The following is a 21,430-nucleotide window of genomic DNA, read 5'->3' as shown; positions in this document are numbered from 1 at the left end:
GTCGCTACATTGCCCTTCATGCGAGGATCGGCTCCGGTTTTCGCCTCCCTCTGACAGGACGTGCATCATGAGTGACATCGTTTGCATCTCCCCGGTCGATGGCCGCGAAGTGGCGCGGCGGCCCATTGCGCGTGGATCGGAGATCGAGGCGGCGCTGGAGGAGGCCCGTGCGGCACAGGCCCGATGGCGGGACGTGCCGGTTGCCGAGCGCTCCGCCTTTGCGTTGAAGTTCATGGATGCGTTGCTGGCCATGAACCAGGAGATCGTGCCCGAACTCGCTCTGCAGATGGGCCGACCGGTGCGCTATGGCGGCGAGTTCCGGCCTGTCGAGGAGCGGGTCCGCTACATGGTGGACATCGCCGAGGAGAATCTGGCTCCCATCGTGCCCGCGCGAAAGGAAGGTTTCCGGCGTTTCATCAAGCGTGACCCTCTGGGTGTCGTGCTCGTGGTGGCGCCATGGAATTATCCGTATCTCACCGCGGTGAACACGATCGTTCCGGCGCTGATCGCCGGCAATGCGGTGCTGCTGAAACATGCTTCGCAGACCATCCTGGCCGGTGAACGGTTCCAGCAGGCGTTTGACGCAGCGGGCGGGCCGAAGGGCCTGTTCCGCAATCTCGTGCTGGGCCATGAAGACACGACCCGCATTCTGTCGTCGGGCTCCGTGGACCACGTCAATTTCACAGGTTCCGTGGCGGGCGGCAGGGCCATTGAACAGGCTGCCGCCGGCACGTTCACCGGCATCGGCCTCGAACTCGGCGGCAAGGACCCGGCCTATGTGCGGGCCGATGCCGATTTCGACCACGCGGTGGAAAATCTCGTCGACGGCGCGTTCTACAATTCCGGCCAGTGTTGCTGCGGCATCGAGCGGATCTACGTGCACGAGAGCCTCTACGACGATTTCGTGGAAAACTATGTGGCCAAAGCGGGCGCCTATGTGCTGGGCGACCCCCTGGATGAGGCGACGACGCTCGGTCCGATGGCCAGCACGAGGTTCGCCGATGCCGTGCGCGCCCAGACATTGGAGGCCCTTGCGAAGGGGGCGGTGGCGCATATCGATGCGTCGCGGTTTGCGGCTGACCAGTCCGGCACGCCCTATCTCGCGCCGCAGGTTCTGACGAATGTCGACCATTCGATGAGCGTGATGAAGGAGGAGAGCTTCGGCCCCATCGTGGGCATCATGAAGGTCTCGTCCGATGAGGAAGCGCTGCGGCTGATGAACGACAGCCCCTATGGGCTGACCGCCTCGATCTGGACCGCCGATATCGATTCCGCCGAAAGGCTCGGCGGGCAGATCGAAACCGGTACCGTTTTCATGAACCGCTGCGATTATCTCGACCCGGCTCTGGCCTGGACGGGGGTGAAGGACACCGGGCGCGGCGCGTCCCTGTCGGAGATCGGTTATTCCATGCTGACGCGGCCCAAGAGCTTCCATCTGCGCGAGGCGTTGGCCTGATGCGCATTCTCGTTGTCGAGGGAAACACGAGCCGCGCCCGCGAGCGGCAGGCGGCCTGCACGGGAAAGACCTTTGGCGAGGGCTATGCCGATGTGCTGCGCGGCATCGCATCCGACGCGGTGGTGGACATCTGCTTCCCGGCAGACGAGGGCGCGAACGTGCCGGACGGTGGCGGCATCGAGGGCTATGACGGTGTCGCCATTACCGGCTCGTCGCTCAACATCTACGAGGGCAAGCCGGAAAGTCTGCGGCAGATCGATCTGGCGCGTGTGGTGTTCGATACAGGCGTGCCGTTCTTCGGCTCATGCTGGGGGCTGCAGGTGGCAGCGGTGGCGGCTGGCGGGGTCGTCGCGCGTTCGGTTAAAGGCCGCGAACTCGGCCTGGCCCGCAAGATCCGCCTGACCGAGGAGGGGCGCGAGCACCCGATGTATGCGGGCAAAGGCGAGGTCTTCGACGCTCCGGCCGTGCACACCGACGAGGTGGCGACACGCCCGGAAGGCATGGTCGTGACCGCGACGAACGCATTTTCCGACGTGCAGGGCGCGGAAATCCGCCACGGCAGGGGCACGTTTTGGGGCGTGCAATATCACCCGGAATTCACGCTTTCGGAGATGGCCGCAATCCTTGAGCGCTACGGCCAAACGCTCGTTGACGAGGGGCCGTTCAGGAACCTCGATCAGCTTTCCGCGCATGCGGCCGATCTTCGTGAACTGGAAGCGGATTCCGGCCGCACCGATCTTGCCTGGCGGCTTGGCTATGAAGCGGACGTTCTGGATACGGAGCGTCGCGTCACCGAGCTTCGCAACTGGATCGAACGCATGGTGCGCCCCACAATGAGCCGGCGCGGCCGCGCCTGATCGCTCGATCTGATACGAATTGTTGAAGTGCCGCACGTCTTTAGCCTGTCGTGGAGCGGCACTATGTGGAAGCGGGGAGAGATCCGATGCAGCTTGGAATGATCGGCCTCGGCCGGATGGGCGCCAACATCGTGCGCCGTCTTCATGCGACCGGCCACAGCGCCGTGGTTTATGACCGCGACCAGGCCGCCGTGCAGGTTCTGGCGGACGAGGGAGCCGTCGGCTCCACCGATCTCGCCGATCTGGTGGCCAAGCTGGAAAAGCCGCGCACCGTATGGGTCATGGTGCCGTCCGGTGAGATTACCGAGGGCGTGGTGCAGGAATTGCTGCGCCTGCTGGAGCCCGGCGACACCATCATCGATGGCGGAAACACGTTCTGGAAGGACGATATCCGGCGCGCCCGGCAAGCGGCCGAGCTCGGCATCTTCTATCTCGATGTCGGCACGAGCGGCGGCATCTGGGGCGTCGATCGCGGCTATTGCCTGATGATCGGCGGCGAGGAATCCGAGGTCGAACGGCTGGAGCCGATCTTCTCGGCGCTGGCGCCAGGCCATGGCGAAATTCCGCGTACCGCCGGTCGCGAGGGCGAGTATTCCCGTTCCGAACAGGGCTATATCCATGCCGGGCCGAGCGGTGCCGGCCATTTCGTGAAGATGGTCCACAACGGCATCGAATACGGCTTGATGCAGGCCTATGCCGAGGGCTTCGACATCATGCGCAACGCCGCCTCCGAGCGTCTGCCCGAGGAGGAGCGGCTGGACATCAACGTCACCGAGGTGGCCGAGGTGTGGCGTCGCGGCAGCGTGGTGACATCTTGGCTGCTCGATCTCACGGCCGCCGCCCTCGTCGAGGATGGCACTCTCAAAAATTATTCCGGCTTCGTTGAGGATTCCGGCGAGGGACGCTGGACCATCCAGGCCGCTATCGCCGAGGCGGTGCCCGCAGAGGTGCTGTCGTCGGCCTTGTTCGCGCGCTTCCGCTCGCGCCAGGAACACACGTTTGCGGAAAAGGTGCTGTCGGCCATGCGCAAGGGGTTCGGCGGCCATCTCGAACCCAAGGTGCCGCCGCCCGATGTCCATTAAACGCAAGATCCAGACGCCTCCGGCCGACCCCTGTACCTTCGTCATTTTCGGCGCGCTGGGCGATCTGACCCGGCGGCTCCTGATGCCGGCGCTCTACAATCTGGCGGCGCAGGGCCTGTTGGCCGACGAGTTCAGCATCGTTGCCATCGGTCGCGAAGAAATGAGCGCCGACGCGTTCCGGAGCGAGATGCGGGCCGCGCTGGCGCAACACGCGACGCAGAAGGTGGACCGTGACGTGGCGCAACGGCTGCTGGCCTGCGTGTCGTTCGTGTTCGGCGACCTGCGCGACCCGGCGACCTATCAGAACCTGCGGGAGCGTCTCGAAGGCATCGAAAAGGAGCGTGGAACCAAGGGCAACCGCCTTTTCTATTGCGCCACGCCGCCTTCGGTCTTCGCGACGATCGCGCAACGGCTCGGTGATGCAGGACTGACGCAGGAGGGCAGCGGCTCCTGGCGTCGGGTGATCGTGGAGAAGCCGTTCGGCACCGATCTGGAATCCGCCAAGCAGTTGAACCGAGAGCTGCTATCCGTGCTGAAGGAAGAGCAGATCTTCCGCATGGACCATTATCTCGGCAAGGAAACGGTTCAGAACATCCTCATCCTGCGGTTCGCCAACGGCCTGTTCGAGCCGGTGTGGAACCGTGACCACATCGACCACGTACAGATTACCGTGGCCGAGACCGTGGATGTCGGGCTGCGCGGCGCATTCTACGATTCGACCGGCGCATTGCGCGACATGGTGCCCAATCATCTCTTCCAGCTTCTGGCGCTCGTGGCCATGGAACCGCCCTCGCGTTTCAACGCCGATGCGGTGCGGACGGAAAAGGCCGATGCGCTCGATTCCATTCGCATCAACACGCCCGAGGAGGCGCTGGCGAGTTCGGTGCGCGCGCAATATCTCGCCGGCCAGGTCGGAGACCGGCATGTGGTCGGCTATCGCGAGACCGAAAACGTGGCGCACAGCAGCACGATCGAGACATTCGCGGCCTTGCGGCTGGAGATCGACAATTGGCGCTGGGCCGGCGTGCCGTTCTATCTGCGCACGGGCAAGGCGCTCGGCAAGCGCCGCACCGAGATCTCGGTGAAGTTTAAGCAGGCTCCCGTCAGCATGTTCCGTCATCTGCCGATGGATGCTCTCGGCGAGAACCAGCTCGTCATCGGCATCGCGCCGGAGGAGGGGATCAAGCTGCACTTCAACGCCAAGATCCCCGGGCCGGAGATCGAAATCGCACCGGTGGGCATGACGTTCAATTACCGCGATTATTTCGAGGCGGTGCCGGCCACCGGCTACGAAACCCTGATCTACGATTGCATGACGGGGGATTCGATCCTCTACCAGCGTGCCGATGGGGTGGAAGCCGGCTGGCGCGCCGTGCAACCGTTCCTCGATGCCTGGAAGGCGGCTGGCGAGCGCGGGCTCGAGACCTATGTTGCAGGAAGCGACGGGCCGAAGGCGGCTCATGATCTTCTGGCACGAGACGGGCGCCATTGGCGCTCGCTAGGGTGATGCTCATGATCGACGATCACCACATCAACCAGCAGGCCGATTCCGATGCGCTCGCACGCGCGGCGGAGCAATGGTTCATCGATATCGTTCAAAGCGGTGGCGAGCGCATTGCTGTTTGCCTTACCGGCGGCTCCACGCCGGAACGGCTCTACCGTCTGCTGACCGCCCTCGATCTGCCTTGGCAGAAGATGCATTTCTTTCTGAGTGATGAGCGTTTCGTGCCGGCCGAGGACAGCCGCAACAACATGGCCATGGCGCGCCGCGCGTTGCTCGATCATGTGCCGGTGCCGGCTGAGAACGTGCACGCTGTTCCGACCGATTCCGCGAGCCCCGATGAGGCCGCTGCTCTCTACGAGCAGGATCTCAAGGCCTTCTATGGCGCCGATAATCTCGACCCTGAAAGGCCCCTGTTCGACCTCGTGCTCAACGGCATGGGCGATGATGGTCACACGGCCTCGCTCTTTCCAGGATCGCCCGCTCTCGCCGAGCGCGCACGCTGGGCGGTCGCCGCGGATGCCGGAATGGAGCCGCATGTGCCGCGCGTGACGTTGACCTATCCCGCCTTGGAGAGCTGCCGCGCTTCCGGCTTCCTGGTCAGCGGGGCCGGCAAGGCCAACGCATTGTCACGTGTACGAGCCGGAGAGCATGTTCCCGCGGCGCGTTTGAGGCCTCAGGGAACCTTGACGTGGTTTATCGATCGCGCGGCGGCGGGCGAAGAACGCTAGCGATCCTTTTCGCGAACTTGTGGCCCACGTCGTCCGACGTTAAGCCACGGGAATGGGTGCCACGTCTCCGTCCTTGTCCGGCAAGCCTTATCTCGCCTTCGCCGATGTGACGCTCGCACGTGGCGATCGCCTCGTGCTCGATGGCCTCGCACTGGGCCTTTCCGAGCCGCGTATCGGCCTGATCGGCAATAACGGATCCGGGAAAAGCACGCTTCTGCGTCTTGCCGCCGGGCTGCTGCTGCCTGATTCAGGCGAAGTGCGCGTGTGGGACAAGGAAACGCGCGAACATCGCCGTGATCTGCCGCGCGAGATCGGCTTCCTGTTCCAAAACCCCGACCATCAGATCCTCTTCCCAACCGTGGGGGAGGAGGTGGCTTTCGGGCTGACCGAGGCCGGGATGCGGACAAAGGACGCCGATGAGCGGGCGCGGGCCTTGCTGGCGCAGCATGGCTGCGCAGGCTGGGAGGACCGCGCCACGCACGCCCTCTCCGATGGACAGAAACAATTGGTCTGCCTGCTGGCGGTGCTGGCTTCGGAGCCCTCGATCTTGCTGCTGGACGAGCCGTTCTCCAGCCTCGATCTGCCGACGCGGCTCGACATCTCAGCCCGCCTCGAAGCGCTTCCGCAAAAGATCGTGATGGCGAGCCACGATCTCCATCTGCTGGCGGAGTTCGACCGGGTCATTTGGCTGCAGGACGGACGCGTGCGGGGGGATGGCCCGGCACGCGATGTCCTGGCCGCCTATGAGGCCGATGTCCGTGCCGGGCGCATGAAAGGGGACGCGTCGTGATCTCCGGCTATTTCGAGGCCCGTTCGTGGCTGCATCGGGTGCCGGCCGGTGTGAAGCTCGCGGCGCTGGCCACTATCAGTATGGGTTTGCTGCCCATCAATGATTGGCGGCTTCTTCTAGCCGGTCTGTGCCTGTGCCTTGCACTCTATGCGTCGCTCGGCAAAGCCGCGCTGCGGCGGGCCGGCGGAGGCATGCGCGCGTTCCTGCCTATCCTGATGATCCTGTTCGCGCTGCATCTCCTGTCCGGCGATCCGCGCGCAGGTGCGAGCGCGGTGATCCGGCTCGTCCTGATGGTGCTGCTGGCCGATCTCGTCAGCATGACGACTACGATGCAGGCCATGATGAATGCCCTGATGCCGCTGCTGAGGTTGCTGCAGCCGCTCGGCGTGAACCCACGCAAGCTGGCGCTGGCCGTCGCACTGGTGATCCGCTTCGTGCCGGTGCTCAACGCGAACTGGCAGGCACGCAGCGAAGCCTGGCGTGCCCGGACCGGGCGGCGGGCCTCCTACCGTCTGATTGCGCCGTTCATCGCCGAGACGCTACGACTGGCCGATCAGGTTGCCGAATCGCTCGATGCGCGGGGCTTCGACCGTCGGGGCAGGGGGATGTGATGGACATTCGTGGGTTGGGCCGCATCCTGTTTTTCGCGGCTCTGATCGCGGCGCTGGGTCTCGTACCAAAGATCGACCTTCCGCTCCTGGGCGGCGTGCCGATCACGGCGCAGAGCCTGGGCGTGACGATTGCGGGCGCTTTTCTCGGTGCGCGCCGCGGGGCACTGGCCGTCATCCTTTTTCTCGTGGGCGTTGCCTTCGGCCTGCCGCTTCTTGCCGGCGGTCGCGGCGGCGTCGATGTGTTCACCGGCCCGACCGCGGGCTATCTCATCGGCTTCGTTCCGGCAGCCTTCGTGACGGGCTGGATGGTGGAGCGCTGGGGCGACCGTTTCGGCCTGCTCCTCGGCGGCACGCTGGCGGCCTTTGTCGGCGGTTACGTCGTGCTCAATCTCATTGGCATCCCGTTCAATGCCTGGATGACAGGCAAGAGCTTGAATGCCTGCGTTGATCTGGCCATGGGCCTTCTGCCGGGCGGCATCGTGAAAGCGCTGCTGACGGGCGTTGCAGCCTATTTGTTCGAAGAATCGGTTGGGGCTGACAAAGGGGGGCAGAACATGTCGCTGGATACGCGGGATATCGTGCGGGTTTCGTTGTTCGCCGCCATCATCGGCGCCCTGGGATTGCTGCCGCGCTTCGACCTTCCGATCGTCGGTGGTGTTCCCGTGACGGCGCAAAGCCTGGGCGTGATGCTGGCGGGCGTGATCCTCGGAGCCCGGCAGGGTGCGCTGGCCGTGATGCTGTTTCTGTTCGTCGTGGCACTTGGTGCGCCGCTTCTGTCCGGGGGGCGCGGAGGGCTCGGCGTGTTCTTCGGCCCGACGGCCGGATATCTGTTCGGTTATGTCGCCGCCGCGTTCGTCTGCGGTCTCGTCATGGAACGCATGAGCCGCACTCCGACCATGATCGCGGGCATCATCGCCTCGGTCATCGGCGGCATTCTCGTGCTCTACGCGTTCGGCATTCCGTGGATGGCATGGAAAGCCAATATGAACCTGATGTCTGCGATCGCGGCCAGCACGGTGTTCCTGCCGGGCGATCTTCTGAAGGCGGTCGCGACCGGCCTGATCGCCGATGCCGCCAGCCGTTCGGCGCCGCAGACGAGCGCGCGGCGCGGCTGAGGCCGCGCCGCTGACAGGATTTATTTCGACAGGTTGATGTCGGTCATGCGGACGGTCTTGCCGCCCGGCTGGTCGAGATCGTCCACGGCGAAAGTAAAGCCGTTGCCCTTGTTGGTGATCGTCATCGTGGCCTTGGTGTCGCCGTTCACGGGCTTGGGCCAGGTCACGTTGAGGCGAACGGTATCACCGGAGCGCTTGCCGGAGATTCTTGCGGGGCCGATCTTCGAGCCGACATAGGTGCCGCTATAGGTGCCGTCCGGGCTGATCTTGAGGTCTGCGCCGATCTCGCGGCTGACGACGACCGCAGCCGTGCAGGTGCCCTTAATGCTGACCGAGGTGGGCGAGGATTTGCCCGTTACCTTGCACTTGGCGTTCCAGGGGCTGCCATTCGCCTCGGTGCGGACCTTGCCGCCGCCGCTGAAGGAACCGTCGAAGCGCTTGGCGTAATCAGCCTCGGAGGTCTGTGCGAAAGCGGGGCCGGCGAGAACCGCCAGTCCTGCGACGAGCGCCGTACGCGTCAGATAGGTCATTTCAGAAATCTCCAACAGAAGTCTGCTCGATGGCCACGCGGCCAAGGGCCCAATGCCTGTTAATGGTGAGTCTGCGCAAAGGTTTCGTTCGTTAACCAGTTTCGCTATGAAATCGGTCTAATCTGAGGAGACACAGGCGGACCGGAGCTTTGGTGTGAGGGTCGATCTTCTGGCGGGTGCCGCGGGCAGCGGACTGACGCGTGTTCCCGATCGCAGGCCGCGGATCGGTGTGTTCGATTCCGGCCTCGGCGGGCTGACCGTGCACGCCGAAATCGCGCGGCTGTTGCCCGGCGCCGAGCTGATCTATCTGGCCGATACGGCCGTGTTTCCCTACGGCCGCCTGCCGCCGGACGTGCTGGTCGAGCGCATCGATGCCGTGATCGGCACCTTCGTTCGGGCGCACGATCCCGATCTCGTAGTCATCGCTTGCAACACCGCATCGACATTGGCTCTTCCCGTGCTGCGGCAGCGCTACGATCTGCCATTCGTCGGGACGGTGCCGGCCATCAAGACGGCCGCGCATCAAACCCGTTCGAGGCGCTTCAGCGTGCTGGCGACGCCCGGCACCGTGACGCGTGACTACACGCGTGAACTGATCGCCGTTCATGCCGGGGATTGCCAGGTGACGCTTGTCGGCAGCCCTTCGCTGGCCAGCCTGGCGGAGGCTGAATTACGGGGTGCGCCGCCCTCCGATGAGGCGATCGCGGCCGAGATCGCGCCATGCTTTGTCGCGGACGAGGGAGGCCGCACCGACACGATCGTTCTGGCGTGCACGCATTATCCCTTGCTGCTGCCGCGCCTTGAGCGCCTCGCGCCGTGGCCCGTCCAGTTCATCGATCCCGCGCCTGCCATCGCCCGGCGCGTAGCCAGCCTGATCGGCGCCGAGGACGGCCTGCAATTGCCGCCCGTTCCCTCGCGCGCGTTCTTCACCAGCGACGCGCCCGTTTCGGCCGAGCTTTCGCATGCGCTGGCCGCCCGCGATTTCGGCGATGTCGCGACCGCCTGTTTCTGTACGTCCTGAGCCATGCTGAGCCTCCTGTTTCCCACCGTTGTCGAGATCGCCGGCCTGTTCGGCGATGTGCCGCATGAGGGACATCTCGTGGGCGTGGAAAAGGCGTTCGGCGATCCGGAGATGATGAGCAAGCTGGGCGGCGTGCGCGAGCCGGCCGCCGCAAAGGCATTCATCCGCCGCGAGCGTAGCCATTGGCGCGAGAACCATTACGGCATGTGGTTCTTCCGCGATCTGGAGACCAGCCGCTTCGCCGGCTGGGGCGGATTGCGCCGCTCGGAAATCGAGGGGCAAGAGGTCATCGAGTTGACCTATGCCCTGACCGCGCCGCATCGGGGAAAGGGCCGGGCAACCGAGATCGGCAAGTTGGCGACGCAGCTCGGCTTCGAGAATCTCGGCCTTCCTGAGATCGCAGCCGTAACCCAGACATCCAACGCCGCATCGGAAGCGGTGCTGGTGCGCTGCGGGTTTTCGTTCGAGCGCGCGCTTACGCGGGCCGGGCAGCCGCACCTGATGTATCGGCTGCGGGCAAAATAGCACTCAGACCGTTTCGAGCGTCTTCGGCCGCAGGCCCAGAAGATGGCAGGTGGCGTAGACGAGGTCTGCCCGGTTCATCGTGTAGAAGTGGAAATCGGTGACGCCGCGGTCCACAAGGTCGAGCACCTGTTCGGAAGCGACAGCGGCCGCCACCAGCTGGCGCGTCTCGGGATCGTCGTCCAGCCCCTCGAAACGCTGGGCCAGCCAATCCGGCACGCTGGCGCCGGCCTTCCGTGCGAAACTCGATACCGCCTTGAAGGAATGCACCGGCGCGATGCCCGGCACGATCGGCAGATCGATGCCGGCCCGGCGGACGCGCTCCACGTATCGCTCGTAGACGTCGTTTTCGAAAAAGAACTGGGTGATCACCCGCGTTGCCCCGGCATCGACCTTGGCCTTGAGGACTTCGATGTCAGCGTCGAGCGAGGTGCTTTCCGGATGCATTTCCGGATAGGCCGCGACCGAAATCTCGAAATCGCCGATGCGCTTCAGGCCCGCCACGAGATCGGCGGCATAGGGATAGCCGTTCGACTGCGGCTCGTAGCGCGTGCCTAGCCCGCCCGGAGGATCACCGCGCAGGGCGACGATGTGGCGGACGCCGGCATCCCAATAGGCACGGGCAACCTCGTCGATCTCCTCGCGTGAAGCCGAAACGCAGGTGAGATGGGCCGCGGGCTGGATGTCCGTCTCGCGAACGAGCCGCGTCACCGTCTGGTGGGTGCGCTCGCGCGTGGAACCGCCGGCACCATAAGTGACGGACACGAAGCTCGGCGATAACGGCAGCAGCCGGTTGATGGAGGCCCAGAGCGCCACTTCCGATTCCGGAGATTTCGGCGGAAAGAACTCGAAAGAGACATTGATATCGAGTGGGCCGCCACAGCGGCTGAGACGTTCGGAGGTAGGGGGCGTCATGCCACGGACCGGTTCGGATCGAGAGGGGGAAGATCGGTGATGATTCTTGGGTCGCGCGCGAGCCACAGCGACACGGTAAGCTTGTCGCGGGCGCTGTCCGGCGCAGCGAGATCGCGGCGGTTGCAGGGCTCAAGCCCCGCCTGACGCAGCCATTGCTCGACGACATCGGTCGCGAAACCAAGCCGCCTGTGCGCGTGGGCCTCGCGCAGGAATTCGAGCTCGTGCGGAGCAAAATCGACGATGAGCAGCCGGCCGCCAGGCGCGACCGCGCGAGCGGCTTGACGCACGGCGCGGGCTGGATCTTCCAGGAAGTGCAGGACCTGATGGATGACCACGAAGTCGAAGCTGTGGGCGGGCACGGGCAACGCGTAGATATCGCCCTGGCGCAATTGCGCGCGGCCGAGATCCGCCTGCGCCAGCCGCGAGCGCGCCACGGCCAGCATGTCGGGCGACATATCGAGGCCGGTGATGCGATCGGCCTGCGGCCCCAGCACCTCGATCATACGGCCCGTGCCCGTGCCGATGTCGAGCAAGGCGCGGATGGGTTCGGGACCGGCGGCCTCGCGGATCGCGGCTTCCACCGCCGCTTCCTCCACGTGAAGCGCGCGGATCGTGTTCCAGTTCTGGGCGTGATCGCTGAAATAGGCGGCGGCCCGCGCATCCCGGGCTCCGCGGACTTCCGTCATTCGCTCCTGATCGGCGAGGAGGGCTGGCTCATCGGCTGCGATGCGGGCCACTATATCGCGGGCAAGGCCAGCTCCCGGTCCCTCGTTCGCGAGCCGGAAGAAGGCCCAGCTGCCTTCACGCTGGCGCTCTATGAGGCCGGCTTCGGCGAGAAGCTTGAGGTGGCGGGAAATACGCGGCTGCGATTGTCCGAGGATCTCGGTGAGATCGGTGACGTTCAGTTCCCCATCGGCAAGGAGCGCCAGAAGCCGGAGCCGCGTGGGCTCACCAGCCGCGCGAAGGCCGGCGAGCACATCGCGCAGGGGGGAGGCTTCCTGTGATGAATAATCGTCCTTGGACATAAAGATATGTTTATGCGGAGCGTTGGCGCTCCGCAAGCGTGTTCGATCCTGGCCAGGCTGGTTTGCCGGGAAAAACGATCACACTGGCGTGGACCGTTCCTCGATCACCTCCGTGTCGATAATGCCCGCAGGCTCATAGAACCAGCGCGCCAGAGCTCCGGCAATGACCGCGCCCGCGATGGGTGCGATCCAGAACAGCCAAAGCTGGGCGATGTATTCGCCACCCGCGAACAAGGCCGGGCCCGTGCTGCGTGCCGGATTGACAGAGGTGTTGGTCACCGGGATCGAGATCAGATGGATCAGGACAAGGGCGAAGCCGATCGGAATGCCGGCAAACCCGGTGGCCGCGCCCTTGGACGTCGTGCCGATGATGATGAACAGGAAGAAAAACGTCGCCAGCAGTTCCACCGTGAAGCCGGCAGCCAGACCGTATTTGCCGGGGCTGAGCTCGCCGTAGCCGTTCGACGCAAAGCCGCCCGCCACCCAGCCGGCCTGGCCGGATGCGATGATGTAGAGCGCGGCCGCGCCAAGCACTGCGCCCAGGACCTGCGCAACGATGTAAGGCAGGACGTGATGATTGGCGCAGCGTCCGGCAGACCATAAACCGAACGTGACCGCTGGATTGAAGTGTCCGCCGGAGATATGGCCGACGGCGTAGGCCATGGTCAGCACCGTCAGGCCGAACGCGAAGGCGACGCCCAGAAAGCCAATCCCCAGCTCGGGGAAAGCCGCCGACAGCACCGCCGCGCCGCATCCCCCAAAGGTTAGCCAGAACGTCCCGAACAGTTCGGCGGCAGAACGCCGGATCGTATCTTCATTCATCTCAGCCCCCATGGGCGAGACAGATGCGAACGCTCGTTTCAGGACGCGTTCAGAAGTTCATGTCCGGGAGACTCGCCCGCTCCCCTTCCCAAAGGTGGAGGGTTTTTCAAAGCAGGACAAGCAAAAGCTGCAATTCGGCAAGATTCACGCGAGCGTTTGCTGCTTTAAACCTTGTCGGCATCCGATGGTTTCTCGCTGGCGGGCGTGGCGTCGGACACGGGCTGCTCGACATCGGAGGGCGCCTCGATTTCCGGGCTGGCGGGTGGTTGCGTCTGGACGACAGGCTCAACAGGCTCAATTCCGTCTTTCGCGACGCTGCTCTTGGCGGCTGAGGGCTTTCGGCTGCGGGCCGGCTTCTTCGGCTCGGGAGCCGCTCCATCCTTCGGTTCGGCGGGAACGGCTTTCAGCGGAGCCGCACGCTTGCGAACGGCGGCCGGCTTGGGAGCGAGATCCTTCTCGCCGTCTTCGACCTTTGGTTCGGAGGCCGCGCCGCGTGGTTTGCGGGCAGGGGCTTTCGACGAGCGCGCGGCATTGTGGGCCGGAGATTTCGCCGTGTTGCGCGATCGGGCGGGGCTGCGCGCGGCCACGCTCTTGCGGGGCGGTGGAGGCAGCGGGGTGGTTTTGGCGGTATCGACGAGATCCTCGTCGGTATTCTCCGGCTTGTCGTGGGCCGAAGCCGGCATCGCGTTTTCGACGCGTTCGGTCAGATCCTCGACGGTCTCATGCGCCTTCTTGATGATACCGCTGACGCGATTGTCGTCACCCCACGAAAGGACCCGCTCCAGGAGCCGTCCCCAAAACGTTCCTTCCTTCGCCATGCCGCAAATGCCTCCGCTCGTGGTGTTTGCGAAGGCTAACGCGAGATAACGGAGGTTCCAAGACAGCGCAGGCGGGAAGATCCCGCCTGCGACAATGAAACTGCGATCAGCGCGAAAACTTCTTGTATTTCAGGCGCTTGGGCTCGACGGCATCCGGGCCGAGGCGACGCTTCTTGTCTTCCTCGTAGTCCTGGAAATTGCCCTCGAACCATTCGACATGGCTGTCGCCCTCGAAGGCGAGCATGTGAGTCGCGATGCGGTCGAGGAACATGCGGTCATGGCTGATGACCACGGCGCATCCGGCGAAATCCTCAAGCGCCTCTTCCAGCGCGCGCAAAGTCTCGATGTCGAGATCGTTGGTGGGCTCGTCGAGCAGGAGGAGGTTGGCGCCCGATTTCAGCATCTTGGCCAGATGCACGCGGTTGCGCTCACCGCCCGAGAGTTGGCCGACCTTCTTCTGCTGGTCGGAACCCTTGAAGTTGAAGGCGGAGGTGTAGGCGCGCGAGTTCACTTCCTTCTTGCCGAGGTAGATGATGTCGTTGCCGCCGGAAACTTCTTCCCAGACATTCTTGTTGGGATCGAGCGCGTCGCGCGACTGATCGACATAGCCGAGCTGGACGCTCTCGCCGACCTCGATCGTGCCGCCATCCGGCTGCTCCTGCCCGGTGATCATGCGGAACAGGGTGGTCTTGCCCGCGCCGTTCGGCCCTATGACGCCGACAATGCCGCCTGGCGGCAGCTTGAACGACAAATCGTCGATCAGCAGGCGATCTCCGAACGCCTTGTTGAGGTTCGTGAAGTCGATGACATTGTTGCCGAGCCGCTCGGCCACGGGGATGACGATCTGCGCCGTGCCGGGTGCCTTGTCGGCGGCCTTCTTGACGAGGTCCTCGTAGCGCTGGATGCGGGCCTTGCTCTTGGCCTGGCGGGCCTTGGGCGATGCCGAGATCCATTCGGATTCCGCGGCCAGGGCACGCTGCCGAGCGGTGTCCTCGGAGGCTTCCTGCGCGAGACGCTTCTGCTTCTGCACCAGCCAGGACGAGTAATTGCCCTCGTAGGGAATGCCGCGGCCGCGATCGAGCTCGAGGATCCAGCCCGTCACATTGTCGAGGAAGTAGCGGTCATGGGTGACGATGAGGATCGCGCCCGGATAGTTCCGCAGATGGTTTTCCAGCCAGCCCGTGGTCTCGGCGTCGAGATGGTTGGTCGGCTCGTCGAGGAGGAGAAGTTCGGGTTTTTCCAGCAGCAATTTGCAGAGCGCCACGCGGCGGCGCTCGCCACCCGAGAGCTTGGTGACGTCGGCGTCATCCGGTGGGCAGCGCAAGGCTTCCATCGCTTGATCGACCTGGCTGTCGAGATCCCACAGGCCCTGCGCCTCGATCTCGTCCTGCAGGCGGGTCATCTCGTCCGCCGTCTCGTCGGAATAATTCACCGCAAGCTCGTTGTAGCGGTCCAGGATCGCCTGCTTGGCGGCCACACCCTCCATCACGTTCTCTCGCACGGTCTTGGCGGGATCGAGATGCGGTTCCTGCGGCAGATAGCCGACGCGCGCGCCGGGAGCGACCCAGGCTTCGCCGCTCCATTCCTTGTCGGTGCCGGCCATGATGCGGAGCAGGGTGGATTTACCTGCGCCGTTGACGCCGAGCACGCCGATCTTGGCGTCCGGGTAGAATTGCAGGTGCACGTTGTCGAGCACCTTCTTGCCGCCGGGATAGGTCTTGGTCAGACCGCTCATGTGATAGATGAACTGACGGGCCATGACGGTTCGCCTCGCGAGAAAGTCGTGATGGTTCGGATGGATTGCCGCTCTTCTAGAGGGCCGCACCCGCGCGAGCAAGGCATGCGTGCGCTTCGGGCGCATGGCACCTTGCCATTTGCGGGCTTAAAAGCAGCCTGAACGACCGGGATCGAAAGGACCCTCGACCATTATGGAGATCACGCTTCCAGCGGTGTTCTTCGCCGGAATGCTGAGTTTTCTGACGCCATGTGTGTTGCCGCTGGTGCCGGCCTATCTCAGCTTTCTGGCCGGCGCCACGCTGGACGAGATGGCCGCAGAGGAGCCGGATCGCGTGGTGGTGCAGCGGGCACTCGTCACGTCGCTGCTGTTCGTTCTGGGCTTCGGCACCGTGTTCGTGCTGCTGGGGGCGACGGCGTCGGCGCTGGGCGGCCTTATCCGCCAGCATCTGGACTGGCTGACGATGTTCGCCGGCATCGGCATCATCGTCATGGGTCTGCATTTCCTGGGCGTGTTCCGGATTGACCTGCTGTACCGCGAAGCCCGCTTCAACCCTTCCAAGCCCGTGGGGTTGTGGGGCGGCTATGCGATGGGCCTCGCCTTCGGCTTCGGGTGGACGCCGTGCATAGGCCCGGTTCTGGCCGCCGTGCTCACAGTGGCAGCGGCGGAGGCAACGGTTGTGCGGGGGGCCGGTTTGCTCGCCGTCTATGCCGCCGGTCTCGGCCTGCCGTTTTTGCTGGCGGCGTTTGCCATGGGACCGTTCACGGGTTTTCTCGCGCGGTTTCGCCGCCATCTCGGGCGGGTGGAGCAGGTCATCGGCGTGCTGCTCATCCTTGTCGGCATCGCCTTCCTCACCGGCTGGATCACCCAAATGTCGTTCTGGTTGCTGGAAACGTTCCCCGCGCTCGGCAGGCTGGGCTGAGCACAATCGGATTTTCTGTGAACCACACGGAAAAAGTGCGGAACTCTCCGATCACGAACCCGTTAATCAAGGGAGACAGGACGAGAGGGTCGTCTATGCCAAACAATTTACATCTGGCCGTTGCCATTGCAGACACAACCGCGACCACCCCCATTGTCGGGGAGGAGGAAGCGATTGCGAAGGCCGAGCATCTGGCCGCACGGCATCCCGAATCCGATGCCAGCGTCGAAGAGGTGGCGGATGCGCTGCGCGAGGCGAGCCTAGGCTGCTCGTAAGACAGCCGACATGGCCTGCCAAAGCTCTTTCCACGCATGAAAAAACCCGCTCCGAAGAGCGGGTTTTCTCGTTCTTTCGGCATTGGCTCAGTTGGTGGCGTAATCGTAGGCGCCGGCCTTCCACTGGTAAACGACATAGCCCGGAAGGGTGACATCGCCCTTGTCGTCGAAATCGATCTCGCCGATCACGGTCGGGAACTTGCCGTCGTCCAATTGCTTGATGACAGCCGCAGCCTCGGTGGTCTTGGCGGCTTCCACCGCTGCCTTCCACGCCTGGATGGCGGCGTACGTGTAAAGCACGTAGCCCTCGGGCTTGATGCCCGCATCGTTGAAGCTCTTCACGATGTCGGCGTTCTTCGGGTCCTTCGCCGGATCGGGGGAGAAGGTCATCAGCGTGCCTTCGCCGGCCGTGCCGGCCACGGTCCAGAACTGGTCGGAAACCAGGGCATCACCCGCCATGAGGGTGGCCTGCACGCCCTGCTGGCGCAGCTGCTTCAGGAGATTGCCGGCTTCGGTGTGGTAGGTGCCGGTGTAGACCAGATCGACCTTAGCCTGCTTCAGCTTGGATACGAGAGCGCTGAAATCGGTGTCGCCCTTGTTGAAGCTGTCGGACAGGACAGGCTTGCCCCCGGCATCCTTGAAAGCCTTCTCGGTTTCGCTCGCGAGGCCTTCGCCATAGGGTGATTTGTCGTGCAGGAACGCGACGTTCTTGCCCGGGAAGTTCTTCATGATGTAGGCGGCGGCCGTCGGGCCCTGCTGATCGTCACGCCCGCAGACGCGATAGATGCCGGGGCCGGGGCGCTGGTCGGTGAATTTCGGATTGGTCGAGGCGGGGGAGATCTGGACGATGCCGGATTCGGCATAGACGCTCGATGCCGGAATGGACGCGCCCGAGCAGAACGAGCCGGCCACGAACACGACGCCCGAACCGGCGATGCGGTTGGCGACGCTGGTGGCTTCCGTGCCGTCGCATTTGTCGTCTTCCAGAGACAGCTGGATCTGCTTGCCCAGCACGCCGCCGGCGGCGTTGATGTCCCGGACCGCGGCTTCCGCACCGACCTTCATCTGTGCGCCGAAGGTGGCTTCCGCGCCCGTGATCGGTCCCTGAAGGGCGATCTTGATCGCCTCCTGCGCTTGCGCGCCGGACGCGACCGTGAGGGCGGTACCGAGCAACAATCCCGTGAGCAATTTCCTGGTCATTTGCCGTCTCCTAGCGAACGCGTCTGAGCGCGCTTTCCCAACCACAGCTTGCATTGTGCACGAGCGTGCGCGGAGCGAAAGCCCGTCTATCAGGCGCTCTGCCCACTTTTCAGCCGCCACGATAACGCGCCGGCCGGTTCGATCGCCCAGCCATAGCGCCGCGTCATCTGCCGCGTGCGGGTCAGGCGATGGCCGAGCGTCGCGGCAAGGGCGAGAATGATGAAATCGACGATGTAGAACTGCGCCGACAGCAATGTGCCGTGAAACAGCGCGAAATGGACGAAGCGCACCGCCGCCGCCAACAGGACCATCCAGACGATGGCGCGCCACAGCGGCCCCCAGCCATTGGCCACGGCCCGACCGGCCATGTAGGCCGCGCCGCCGCCGAGCACGAGCGTGACGATGATGAAATCCGCGAGGCCGATTTCCCAGAGAATGCCCTGCATCTGCCGGTCTCCTTCAATGGGCGCCTTCGAGGTAGGCCGCACGGACCTCCTCGCGGGACAAGAGTTCGCGGCCGGGGCCGCTCAGGGTGATCTCGCCATTGACCATCACATAGCCCCGATGGGCCAGTTTCAGCGCGTGGAAGGCGTTCTGCTCGACGATGAAGACCGTCAGGCCCTCCTGCTGGTTGAGCAAACGGATGGCGTCGAAGATCTGCTTGACGATGAGCGGCGCGAGGCCGAGCGACGGCTCGTCGAGGAGGAGGAGCCGCGGACGCGCCATGAGGGCACGTGCGATGGCCAGCATCTGCTGCTCGCCGCCGGACAAGGTGCCGCCGCGCTGGTGCAGACGCTCCTTCAGACGCGGGAACAGCTGGAACATGCGCTCGAGATCTTCCTCGAAATGCGCCGTACCTGCGACGACCGAGCCCATCTGCAGGTTTTCCAAGACGCTCATGCGCGCGAAGATGCGGCGACCCTCGGGCGATTGGGCAATGCGCAGGCGGGCAATCTCGTGCGTCGACAGATTCGTGATGTCGTGGCCGTCGAACAGAACCTGGCCCTGTCGGGCGCGCGGGCTGCCGCAGATCGTCATCATCAGGGTCGATTTGCCGGCGCCGTTCGCCCCGATCAAGGCGACGATCTCGCCCGCATGTACATCGAGATCGACGCCGGACAAGGCCCGGATGTTGCCATAATAAGTGTGGACGCCGCGCACTGCGAGAAGAGGCGTGCTCATGCCTTGATCTCCTCGGTCACGGCGTCCGCCTCGTCTTCCTCGACGCCCAGATAGGCTGCGATAACCTTGGGGTCTTCGCGCACGGCGGCCGGCGTGCCGTCAGCGATCTTCTTGCCATAATCCAGAACCACGATGTGGTCGGAAATGCCCATGACGACGCTCATATCGTGTTCAATGAGCAGCAGCGAAGTGTTGTGTTCCTGGCGGATGAAGCGGAGCAGGCCGTTCAGATCGGCGCTTTCGCGCGCGTTCAGGCCGGCGGCCGGTTCGTCCAGGCACAGAAGGACAGGGTCGGAGCACATGGCACGGGCGATTTCGAGCCGCCGCTGATCGCCATAGGGCAGGGAAGCCGCCGGATCGTCCGCGCGGTCGATGAGGTTCGTCCGGTCGAGCCAATAGCGGGCTTTGTCGATCGCCTCCCGCTCGGCCCTGTTGTAGCCGCCGATGCCGAGAAGACCGAGGAAGGCATAGCCCGAGGCCTTCATCAACCGGTTGTGCTGGGCGACGAGGAGGTTTTCCAGCAGCGTCATGCCGCCGAACAGGCGGATGTTCTGGAAGGTGCGGGCGACATGCGCCTGCTCGGACACTTTGTGGTTCTGCAGCCGCTCCAGCAGGAACAGCGCGCCGTCATCGGTTTTGAGGGATTGGGCGCCGGTGTTGGTGATCTCGTCGAGACGGCCTAGGACTTGGTCGCTGCCATGCACGAGCGCAATGCGCCCTTCGCTCGGCTTGTAGAAGCCGGTGATGCAGTTGAAGACCGTGGTCTTTCCGGCGCCATTGGGGCCGATCAACGCGGTGATCTCGCCGCGCCGGGCGTCGAAGGACAGATTGTCGATGGCCACGAGGCCACCGAAGCGCATCGTCAGATGCTCGACCCGAAGAAGAATGCCGCCGTCCGCCATCAGCCGCGCCCCTCGCTGACCATATCGGACGTCACGGTTTTCTTTTCCTTCAGGAACACTGTGGGCGAGCGCGAGGAGACGAGGCCGCGCGGCTTCCACACCATGATGATGACCATGACCAGGCCGAAGATCAGCATGCGGTACTGCACCGGATCGAAGCCGGGGCCGAAGATCTCGCGGATGAAGCCGAGATTGCGCAGCATTTCGATGCCGCCGATCATTACGACCGCCGAGAACACCACACCCAGATTGGACCCGAGGCCGCCGAGCACGACGATCGCGACGATCAGTGCCGACTGGATAAACGAGAAGTCCGACGGGCTGATATAGCCCTGCCGCGCGGCGAACACGGTGCCCGCGAAGCCGCCGAACATGGCGCCGAGCGCGAACGCCGTCAGCTTGGTGTTGACCACCGATATGCCCAGCGAGCGACAGGCGATCTCATCCTCACGCAAGGCTTCCCAGGCGCGGCCGATCGGCAGACGGCGCAGGCGGATGGTGACGAGCAGCGTGACGAAGGCGAGTGCCAGGATCACGTAATAGAAAAATATCAGCCGATGGACCGGCGAGAACGGGATGCCGAAGAAGGCGGCGAAGCTGTTGGGCCCGGCCGCCGTGAATTCCAGGCCAAAGAAGCTTGGACGCGGGATCTGGTTGATGCCGGACGCGCCGCCCGAAAAATCGCGCCAATTGATGAGGACGAGGCGTATGATCTCGCCGAAGGCGAGCGTGACGATGGCGAGGTAATCGCCCCGCAGCCGCAGCACGGGAAAACCCAGCATGATGCCGAACAAAGCCGCCATCATGCCGGCAAGCGGCAGGCAGACCCAGAACGACAGGCCGAAATTCATCGACAGCAGCGCGAAGGAATAGGCGCCAACCGCGTAGAAGGCGACGTAGCCCAGATCGAGCAGGCCGGCGAGGCCGACCACGATGTTGAGGCCCCAGCCAAGCAGCACATAGGTCATGACCAGGATGCCGAGGTCGACCCAGTAACGGCCGGTGATCAGCCCACCGGACAGCCAGACCGACAGAAAGGGATAGCCGATCGCCAGCAGCACCATGACCGGCACGAGATAGCGGCGAAGCTGGCGCGCCACGGGGCTGTCGAGCGCCGTTCCGGATGCGGCGCGAGCGGTGGCGGTCTTCGGCTTCCGCCAGATCGTGATGTTGAGGAAAATGCGGCCGAAGAAGACGATCGCCGCGAAGACGAAGACCACGCCCCAATGCTGCTCCAGCTGATAGCGGCCACCCTGGGCGACCGTCTTCAGGCCGATGATCGGCCCGGTGAGCAGCAGCGTGATCAGGCCCCAGATCGCAGCGTCGATCAAAAGGGAGACGGTCGGATGGCGGCTCTGCACGGGCGAGGGGGCGACCGGGGCTTCCTCGGGAGCCGTCTGAATCGTTTCGACCGACAT

Annotated in this window: 23 protein-coding genes; 12 read left to right on the top strand and 11 right to left on the bottom strand. The window is 64.3% G+C overall.

Annotated elements, in window-relative coordinates:
- The first annotated feature begins 67 nt into the window (after positions 1 to 67).
- The 8 genes from ACQ6S1_RS04090 to ACQ6S1_RS04055 all read left to right on the top strand — a co-directional run bounded on the left by ACQ6S1_RS04090 (position 68) and on the right by ACQ6S1_RS04055 (position 8,143).
- Positions 68 to 1,456, top strand: a complete 1,389-nt coding sequence (locus tag ACQ6S1_RS04090; RefSeq protein ID WP_445039868.1) for an aldehyde dehydrogenase family protein — start codon at positions 68 to 70, stop codon at positions 1,454 to 1,456.
- Positions 1,456 to 2,313, top strand: a complete 858-nt coding sequence (locus ACQ6S1_RS04085; RefSeq protein WP_445039867.1) for a type 1 glutamine amidotransferase — start codon at positions 1,456 to 1,458, stop codon at positions 2,311 to 2,313. Before ACQ6S1_RS04090 ends, ACQ6S1_RS04085 begins: the two co-directional genes overlap by 1 nt.
- A gap of 86 nt (positions 2,314 to 2,399) precedes the next feature.
- Entirely contained in the window at positions 2,400 to 3,395 is a 996-nt protein-coding gene (gene gnd / locus ACQ6S1_RS04080) for a phosphogluconate dehydrogenase (NAD(+)-dependent, decarboxylating) (protein ID WP_445039866.1), read from the top strand.
- A complete protein-coding gene (zwf, locus tag ACQ6S1_RS04075) occupies positions 3,385 to 4,902 on the top strand; it encodes a glucose-6-phosphate dehydrogenase (protein ID WP_445039865.1) in 1,518 nt (505 codons plus the stop codon). The genes gnd and zwf overlap by 11 nt, the downstream gene beginning before the upstream one ends.
- Positions 4,903 to 4,907: 5 nt before the next feature.
- Entirely contained in the window at positions 4,908 to 5,627 is a 720-nt protein-coding gene (gene pgl / locus ACQ6S1_RS04070) for a 6-phosphogluconolactonase (RefSeq protein ID WP_445039864.1), read from the top strand.
- Between the two features lie 52 nt (positions 5,628 to 5,679).
- Complete coding sequence (locus ACQ6S1_RS04065) at positions 5,680 to 6,417, top strand: energy-coupling factor ABC transporter ATP-binding protein (RefSeq protein ID WP_445039863.1); 738 nt, start codon at positions 5,680 to 5,682, stop codon at positions 6,415 to 6,417.
- Positions 6,414 to 7,028, top strand: coding sequence for an energy-coupling factor transporter transmembrane component T family protein (locus ACQ6S1_RS04060; protein ID WP_445039862.1), 615 nt, complete (start codon positions 6,414 to 6,416; stop codon positions 7,026 to 7,028). Before ACQ6S1_RS04065 ends, ACQ6S1_RS04060 begins: the two co-directional genes overlap by 4 nt.
- Positions 7,028 to 8,143 carry a biotin transporter BioY gene (locus tag ACQ6S1_RS04055; protein ID WP_445039861.1) on the top strand — a complete coding sequence of 372 codons (1,116 nt, stop codon included), beginning with the start codon at positions 7,028 to 7,030 and terminating at the stop codon, positions 8,141 to 8,143. The genes ACQ6S1_RS04060 and ACQ6S1_RS04055 overlap by 1 nt, the downstream gene beginning before the upstream one ends.
- A 20-nt stretch (positions 8,144 to 8,163) precedes the next feature.
- Here the strand turns inward: ACQ6S1_RS04055 and ACQ6S1_RS04050 are convergent, their stop codons facing one another.
- Positions 8,164 to 8,673 carry a hypothetical protein gene (locus tag ACQ6S1_RS04050; RefSeq protein ID WP_445039860.1) on the bottom strand — a complete coding sequence of 170 codons (510 nt, stop codon included), beginning with the start codon at positions 8,671 to 8,673 and terminating at the stop codon, positions 8,164 to 8,166.
- 154 nt (positions 8,674 to 8,827) lie between these two features.
- Here ACQ6S1_RS04050 and murI point away from each other — a divergent pair, with 154 nt between their 5' ends.
- Both murI and ACQ6S1_RS04040 read left to right on the top strand, forming a co-directional pair.
- Entirely contained in the window at positions 8,828 to 9,694 is an 867-nt protein-coding gene (murI, locus tag ACQ6S1_RS04045; protein ID WP_445039859.1) for a glutamate racemase, read from the top strand.
- Positions 9,695 to 9,697: 3 nt separating this feature from the next.
- A complete protein-coding gene (locus ACQ6S1_RS04040) occupies positions 9,698 to 10,219 on the top strand; it encodes a GNAT family N-acetyltransferase (RefSeq protein WP_445039858.1) in 522 nt (173 codons plus the stop codon).
- A 3-nt stretch (positions 10,220 to 10,222) separates the two neighbouring features.
- On the opposite strand, the gene metF is transcribed toward ACQ6S1_RS04040, so the two are convergent.
- The 5 genes from metF to ettA all read right to left on the bottom strand — a co-directional run bounded on the left by metF (position 10,223) and on the right by ettA (position 15,555).
- Positions 10,223 to 11,131: a methylenetetrahydrofolate reductase [NAD(P)H] gene (metF, locus tag ACQ6S1_RS04035; protein ID WP_445039857.1), complete on the bottom strand. Its 909-nt coding sequence runs from the start codon at positions 11,129 to 11,131 to the stop codon at positions 10,223 to 10,225.
- Positions 11,128 to 12,156, bottom strand: a complete 1,029-nt coding sequence (locus tag ACQ6S1_RS04030) for an ArsR/SmtB family transcription factor (protein WP_445039856.1) — start codon at positions 12,154 to 12,156, stop codon at positions 11,128 to 11,130. Before ACQ6S1_RS04030 ends, metF begins: the two co-directional genes overlap by 4 nt.
- Before the next feature lie 78 nt (positions 12,157 to 12,234).
- Positions 12,235 to 12,978 carry an aquaporin Z gene (gene aqpZ, locus ACQ6S1_RS04025; protein WP_445039855.1) on the bottom strand — a complete coding sequence of 248 codons (744 nt, stop codon included), beginning with the start codon at positions 12,976 to 12,978 and terminating at the stop codon, positions 12,235 to 12,237.
- Between the two features lie 164 nt (positions 12,979 to 13,142).
- Positions 13,143 to 13,796 carry a hypothetical protein gene (locus ACQ6S1_RS04020; RefSeq protein WP_445039854.1) on the bottom strand — a complete coding sequence of 218 codons (654 nt, stop codon included), beginning with the start codon at positions 13,794 to 13,796 and terminating at the stop codon, positions 13,143 to 13,145.
- Positions 13,797 to 13,902: 106 nt separating this feature from the next.
- The gene (ettA, locus tag ACQ6S1_RS04015) at positions 13,903 to 15,555 is read right to left on the bottom strand and encodes an energy-dependent translational throttle protein EttA (RefSeq protein WP_445039853.1); all 1,653 of its coding nucleotides are present in this window, start codon (positions 15,553 to 15,555) and stop codon (positions 13,903 to 13,905) included.
- 169 nt (positions 15,556 to 15,724) lie between these two features.
- Between ettA and ACQ6S1_RS04010 the strand changes: the two genes are divergently transcribed.
- Together ACQ6S1_RS04010 and ACQ6S1_RS04005 are read left to right on the top strand one after the other, a co-directional pair.
- The gene (locus tag ACQ6S1_RS04010; protein ID WP_445039852.1) at positions 15,725 to 16,453 is read left to right on the top strand and encodes a cytochrome c biogenesis CcdA family protein; all 729 of its coding nucleotides are present in this window, start codon (positions 15,725 to 15,727) and stop codon (positions 16,451 to 16,453) included.
- A gap of 95 nt (positions 16,454 to 16,548) precedes the next feature.
- A complete protein-coding gene (locus ACQ6S1_RS04005; RefSeq protein ID WP_445039851.1) occupies positions 16,549 to 16,728 on the top strand; it encodes a hypothetical protein in 180 nt (59 codons plus the stop codon).
- A gap of 87 nt (positions 16,729 to 16,815) precedes the next feature.
- Here ACQ6S1_RS04005 and ACQ6S1_RS04000 read toward each other — a convergent pair whose 3' ends face one another.
- The 5 genes from ACQ6S1_RS04000 to livM all read right to left on the bottom strand — a co-directional run bounded on the left by ACQ6S1_RS04000 (position 16,816) and on the right by livM (position 21,430).
- On the bottom strand, positions 16,816 to 17,928 hold the full coding sequence (locus ACQ6S1_RS04000) for a branched-chain amino acid ABC transporter substrate-binding protein (RefSeq protein ID WP_445039850.1): 1,113 nt from the start codon (positions 17,926 to 17,928) through the stop codon (positions 16,816 to 16,818).
- Positions 17,929 to 18,017: 89 nt separating this feature from the next.
- Complete coding sequence (locus tag ACQ6S1_RS03995; protein ID WP_445039849.1) at positions 18,018 to 18,374, bottom strand: DUF6867 family protein; 357 nt, start codon at positions 18,372 to 18,374, stop codon at positions 18,018 to 18,020.
- 13 nt (positions 18,375 to 18,387) lie between these two features.
- Entirely contained in the window at positions 18,388 to 19,110 is a 723-nt protein-coding gene (locus ACQ6S1_RS03990; RefSeq protein WP_445039848.1) for an ABC transporter ATP-binding protein, read from the bottom strand.
- Positions 19,107 to 20,012 carry an ABC transporter ATP-binding protein gene (locus ACQ6S1_RS03985; RefSeq protein ID WP_445039847.1) on the bottom strand — a complete coding sequence of 302 codons (906 nt, stop codon included), beginning with the start codon at positions 20,010 to 20,012 and terminating at the stop codon, positions 19,107 to 19,109. Before ACQ6S1_RS03985 ends, ACQ6S1_RS03990 begins: the two co-directional genes overlap by 4 nt.
- On the bottom strand, positions 20,012 to 21,430 hold the full coding sequence (gene livM, locus ACQ6S1_RS03980) for a high-affinity branched-chain amino acid ABC transporter permease LivM (protein WP_445039846.1): 1,419 nt from the start codon (positions 21,428 to 21,430) through the stop codon (positions 20,012 to 20,014). Before livM ends, ACQ6S1_RS03985 begins: the two co-directional genes overlap by 1 nt.

Source organism: Terrihabitans aquatilis, assembly GCF_052542005.1.
The sequence above is the reverse complement of the archived record's forward strand: the minus strand, read 5'-3'. Positions and strand labels throughout refer to the sequence as shown.

Bases quoted from the DNA above. Each gene is read 5' to 3' on its own strand.
- ACQ6S1_RS04090 (WP_445039868.1), top strand. From the start codon at position 68: ATGAGTGACATCGTTTGCATCTCCCCGGTCGATGGCCGCGAAGTGGCG.
- ACQ6S1_RS04085 (WP_445039867.1), top strand. From the start codon at position 1,456: ATGCGCATTCTCGTTGTCGAGGGAAACACGAGCCGCGCCCGCGAGCGG.
- gnd (WP_445039866.1), top strand. From the start codon at position 2,400: ATGCAGCTTGGAATGATCGGCCTCGGCCGGATGGGCGCCAACATCGTG.
- zwf (WP_445039865.1), top strand. From the start codon at position 3,385: ATGTCCATTAAACGCAAGATCCAGACGCCTCCGGCCGACCCCTGTACC.
- pgl (WP_445039864.1), top strand. From the start codon at position 4,908: ATGATCGACGATCACCACATCAACCAGCAGGCCGATTCCGATGCGCTC.
- ACQ6S1_RS04065 (WP_445039863.1), top strand. From the start codon at position 5,680: ATGGGTGCCACGTCTCCGTCCTTGTCCGGCAAGCCTTATCTCGCCTTC.
- ACQ6S1_RS04055 (WP_445039861.1), top strand. From the start codon at position 7,028: ATGGACATTCGTGGGTTGGGCCGCATCCTGTTTTTCGCGGCTCTGATC.
- ACQ6S1_RS04050 (WP_445039860.1), bottom strand. From the start codon at position 8,673: ATGACCTATCTGACGCGTACGGCGCTCGTCGCAGGACTGGCGGTTCTC.
- ACQ6S1_RS04040 (WP_445039858.1), top strand. From the start codon at position 9,698: ATGCTGAGCCTCCTGTTTCCCACCGTTGTCGAGATCGCCGGCCTGTTC.
- metF (WP_445039857.1), bottom strand. From the start codon at position 11,131: ATGACGCCCCCTACCTCCGAACGTCTCAGCCGCTGTGGCGGCCCACTC.
- ACQ6S1_RS04030 (WP_445039856.1), bottom strand. From the start codon at position 12,156: ATGTCCAAGGACGATTATTCATCACAGGAAGCCTCCCCCCTGCGCGAT.
- aqpZ (WP_445039855.1), bottom strand. From the start codon at position 12,978: ATGAATGAAGATACGATCCGGCGTTCTGCCGCCGAACTGTTCGGGACG.
- ACQ6S1_RS04020 (WP_445039854.1), bottom strand. From the start codon at position 13,796: ATGGCGAAGGAAGGAACGTTTTGGGGACGGCTCCTGGAGCGGGTCCTT.
- ettA (WP_445039853.1), bottom strand. From the start codon at position 15,555: ATGGCCCGTCAGTTCATCTATCACATGAGCGGTCTGACCAAGACCTAT.
- ACQ6S1_RS04010 (WP_445039852.1), top strand. From the start codon at position 15,725: ATGGAGATCACGCTTCCAGCGGTGTTCTTCGCCGGAATGCTGAGTTTT.
- ACQ6S1_RS04005 (WP_445039851.1), top strand. From the start codon at position 16,549: ATGCCAAACAATTTACATCTGGCCGTTGCCATTGCAGACACAACCGCG.
- ACQ6S1_RS04000 (WP_445039850.1), bottom strand. From the start codon at position 17,928: ATGACCAGGAAATTGCTCACGGGATTGTTGCTCGGTACCGCCCTCACG.
- ACQ6S1_RS03995 (WP_445039849.1), bottom strand. From the start codon at position 18,374: ATGCAGGGCATTCTCTGGGAAATCGGCCTCGCGGATTTCATCATCGTC.
- ACQ6S1_RS03990 (WP_445039848.1), bottom strand. From the start codon at position 19,110: ATGAGCACGCCTCTTCTCGCAGTGCGCGGCGTCCACACTTATTATGGC.
- ACQ6S1_RS03985 (WP_445039847.1), bottom strand. From the start codon at position 20,012: ATGGCGGACGGCGGCATTCTTCTTCGGGTCGAGCATCTGACGATGCGC.
- livM (WP_445039846.1), bottom strand. From the start codon at position 21,430: ATGTCGGTCGAAACGATTCAGACGGCTCCCGAGGAAGCCCCGGTCGCC.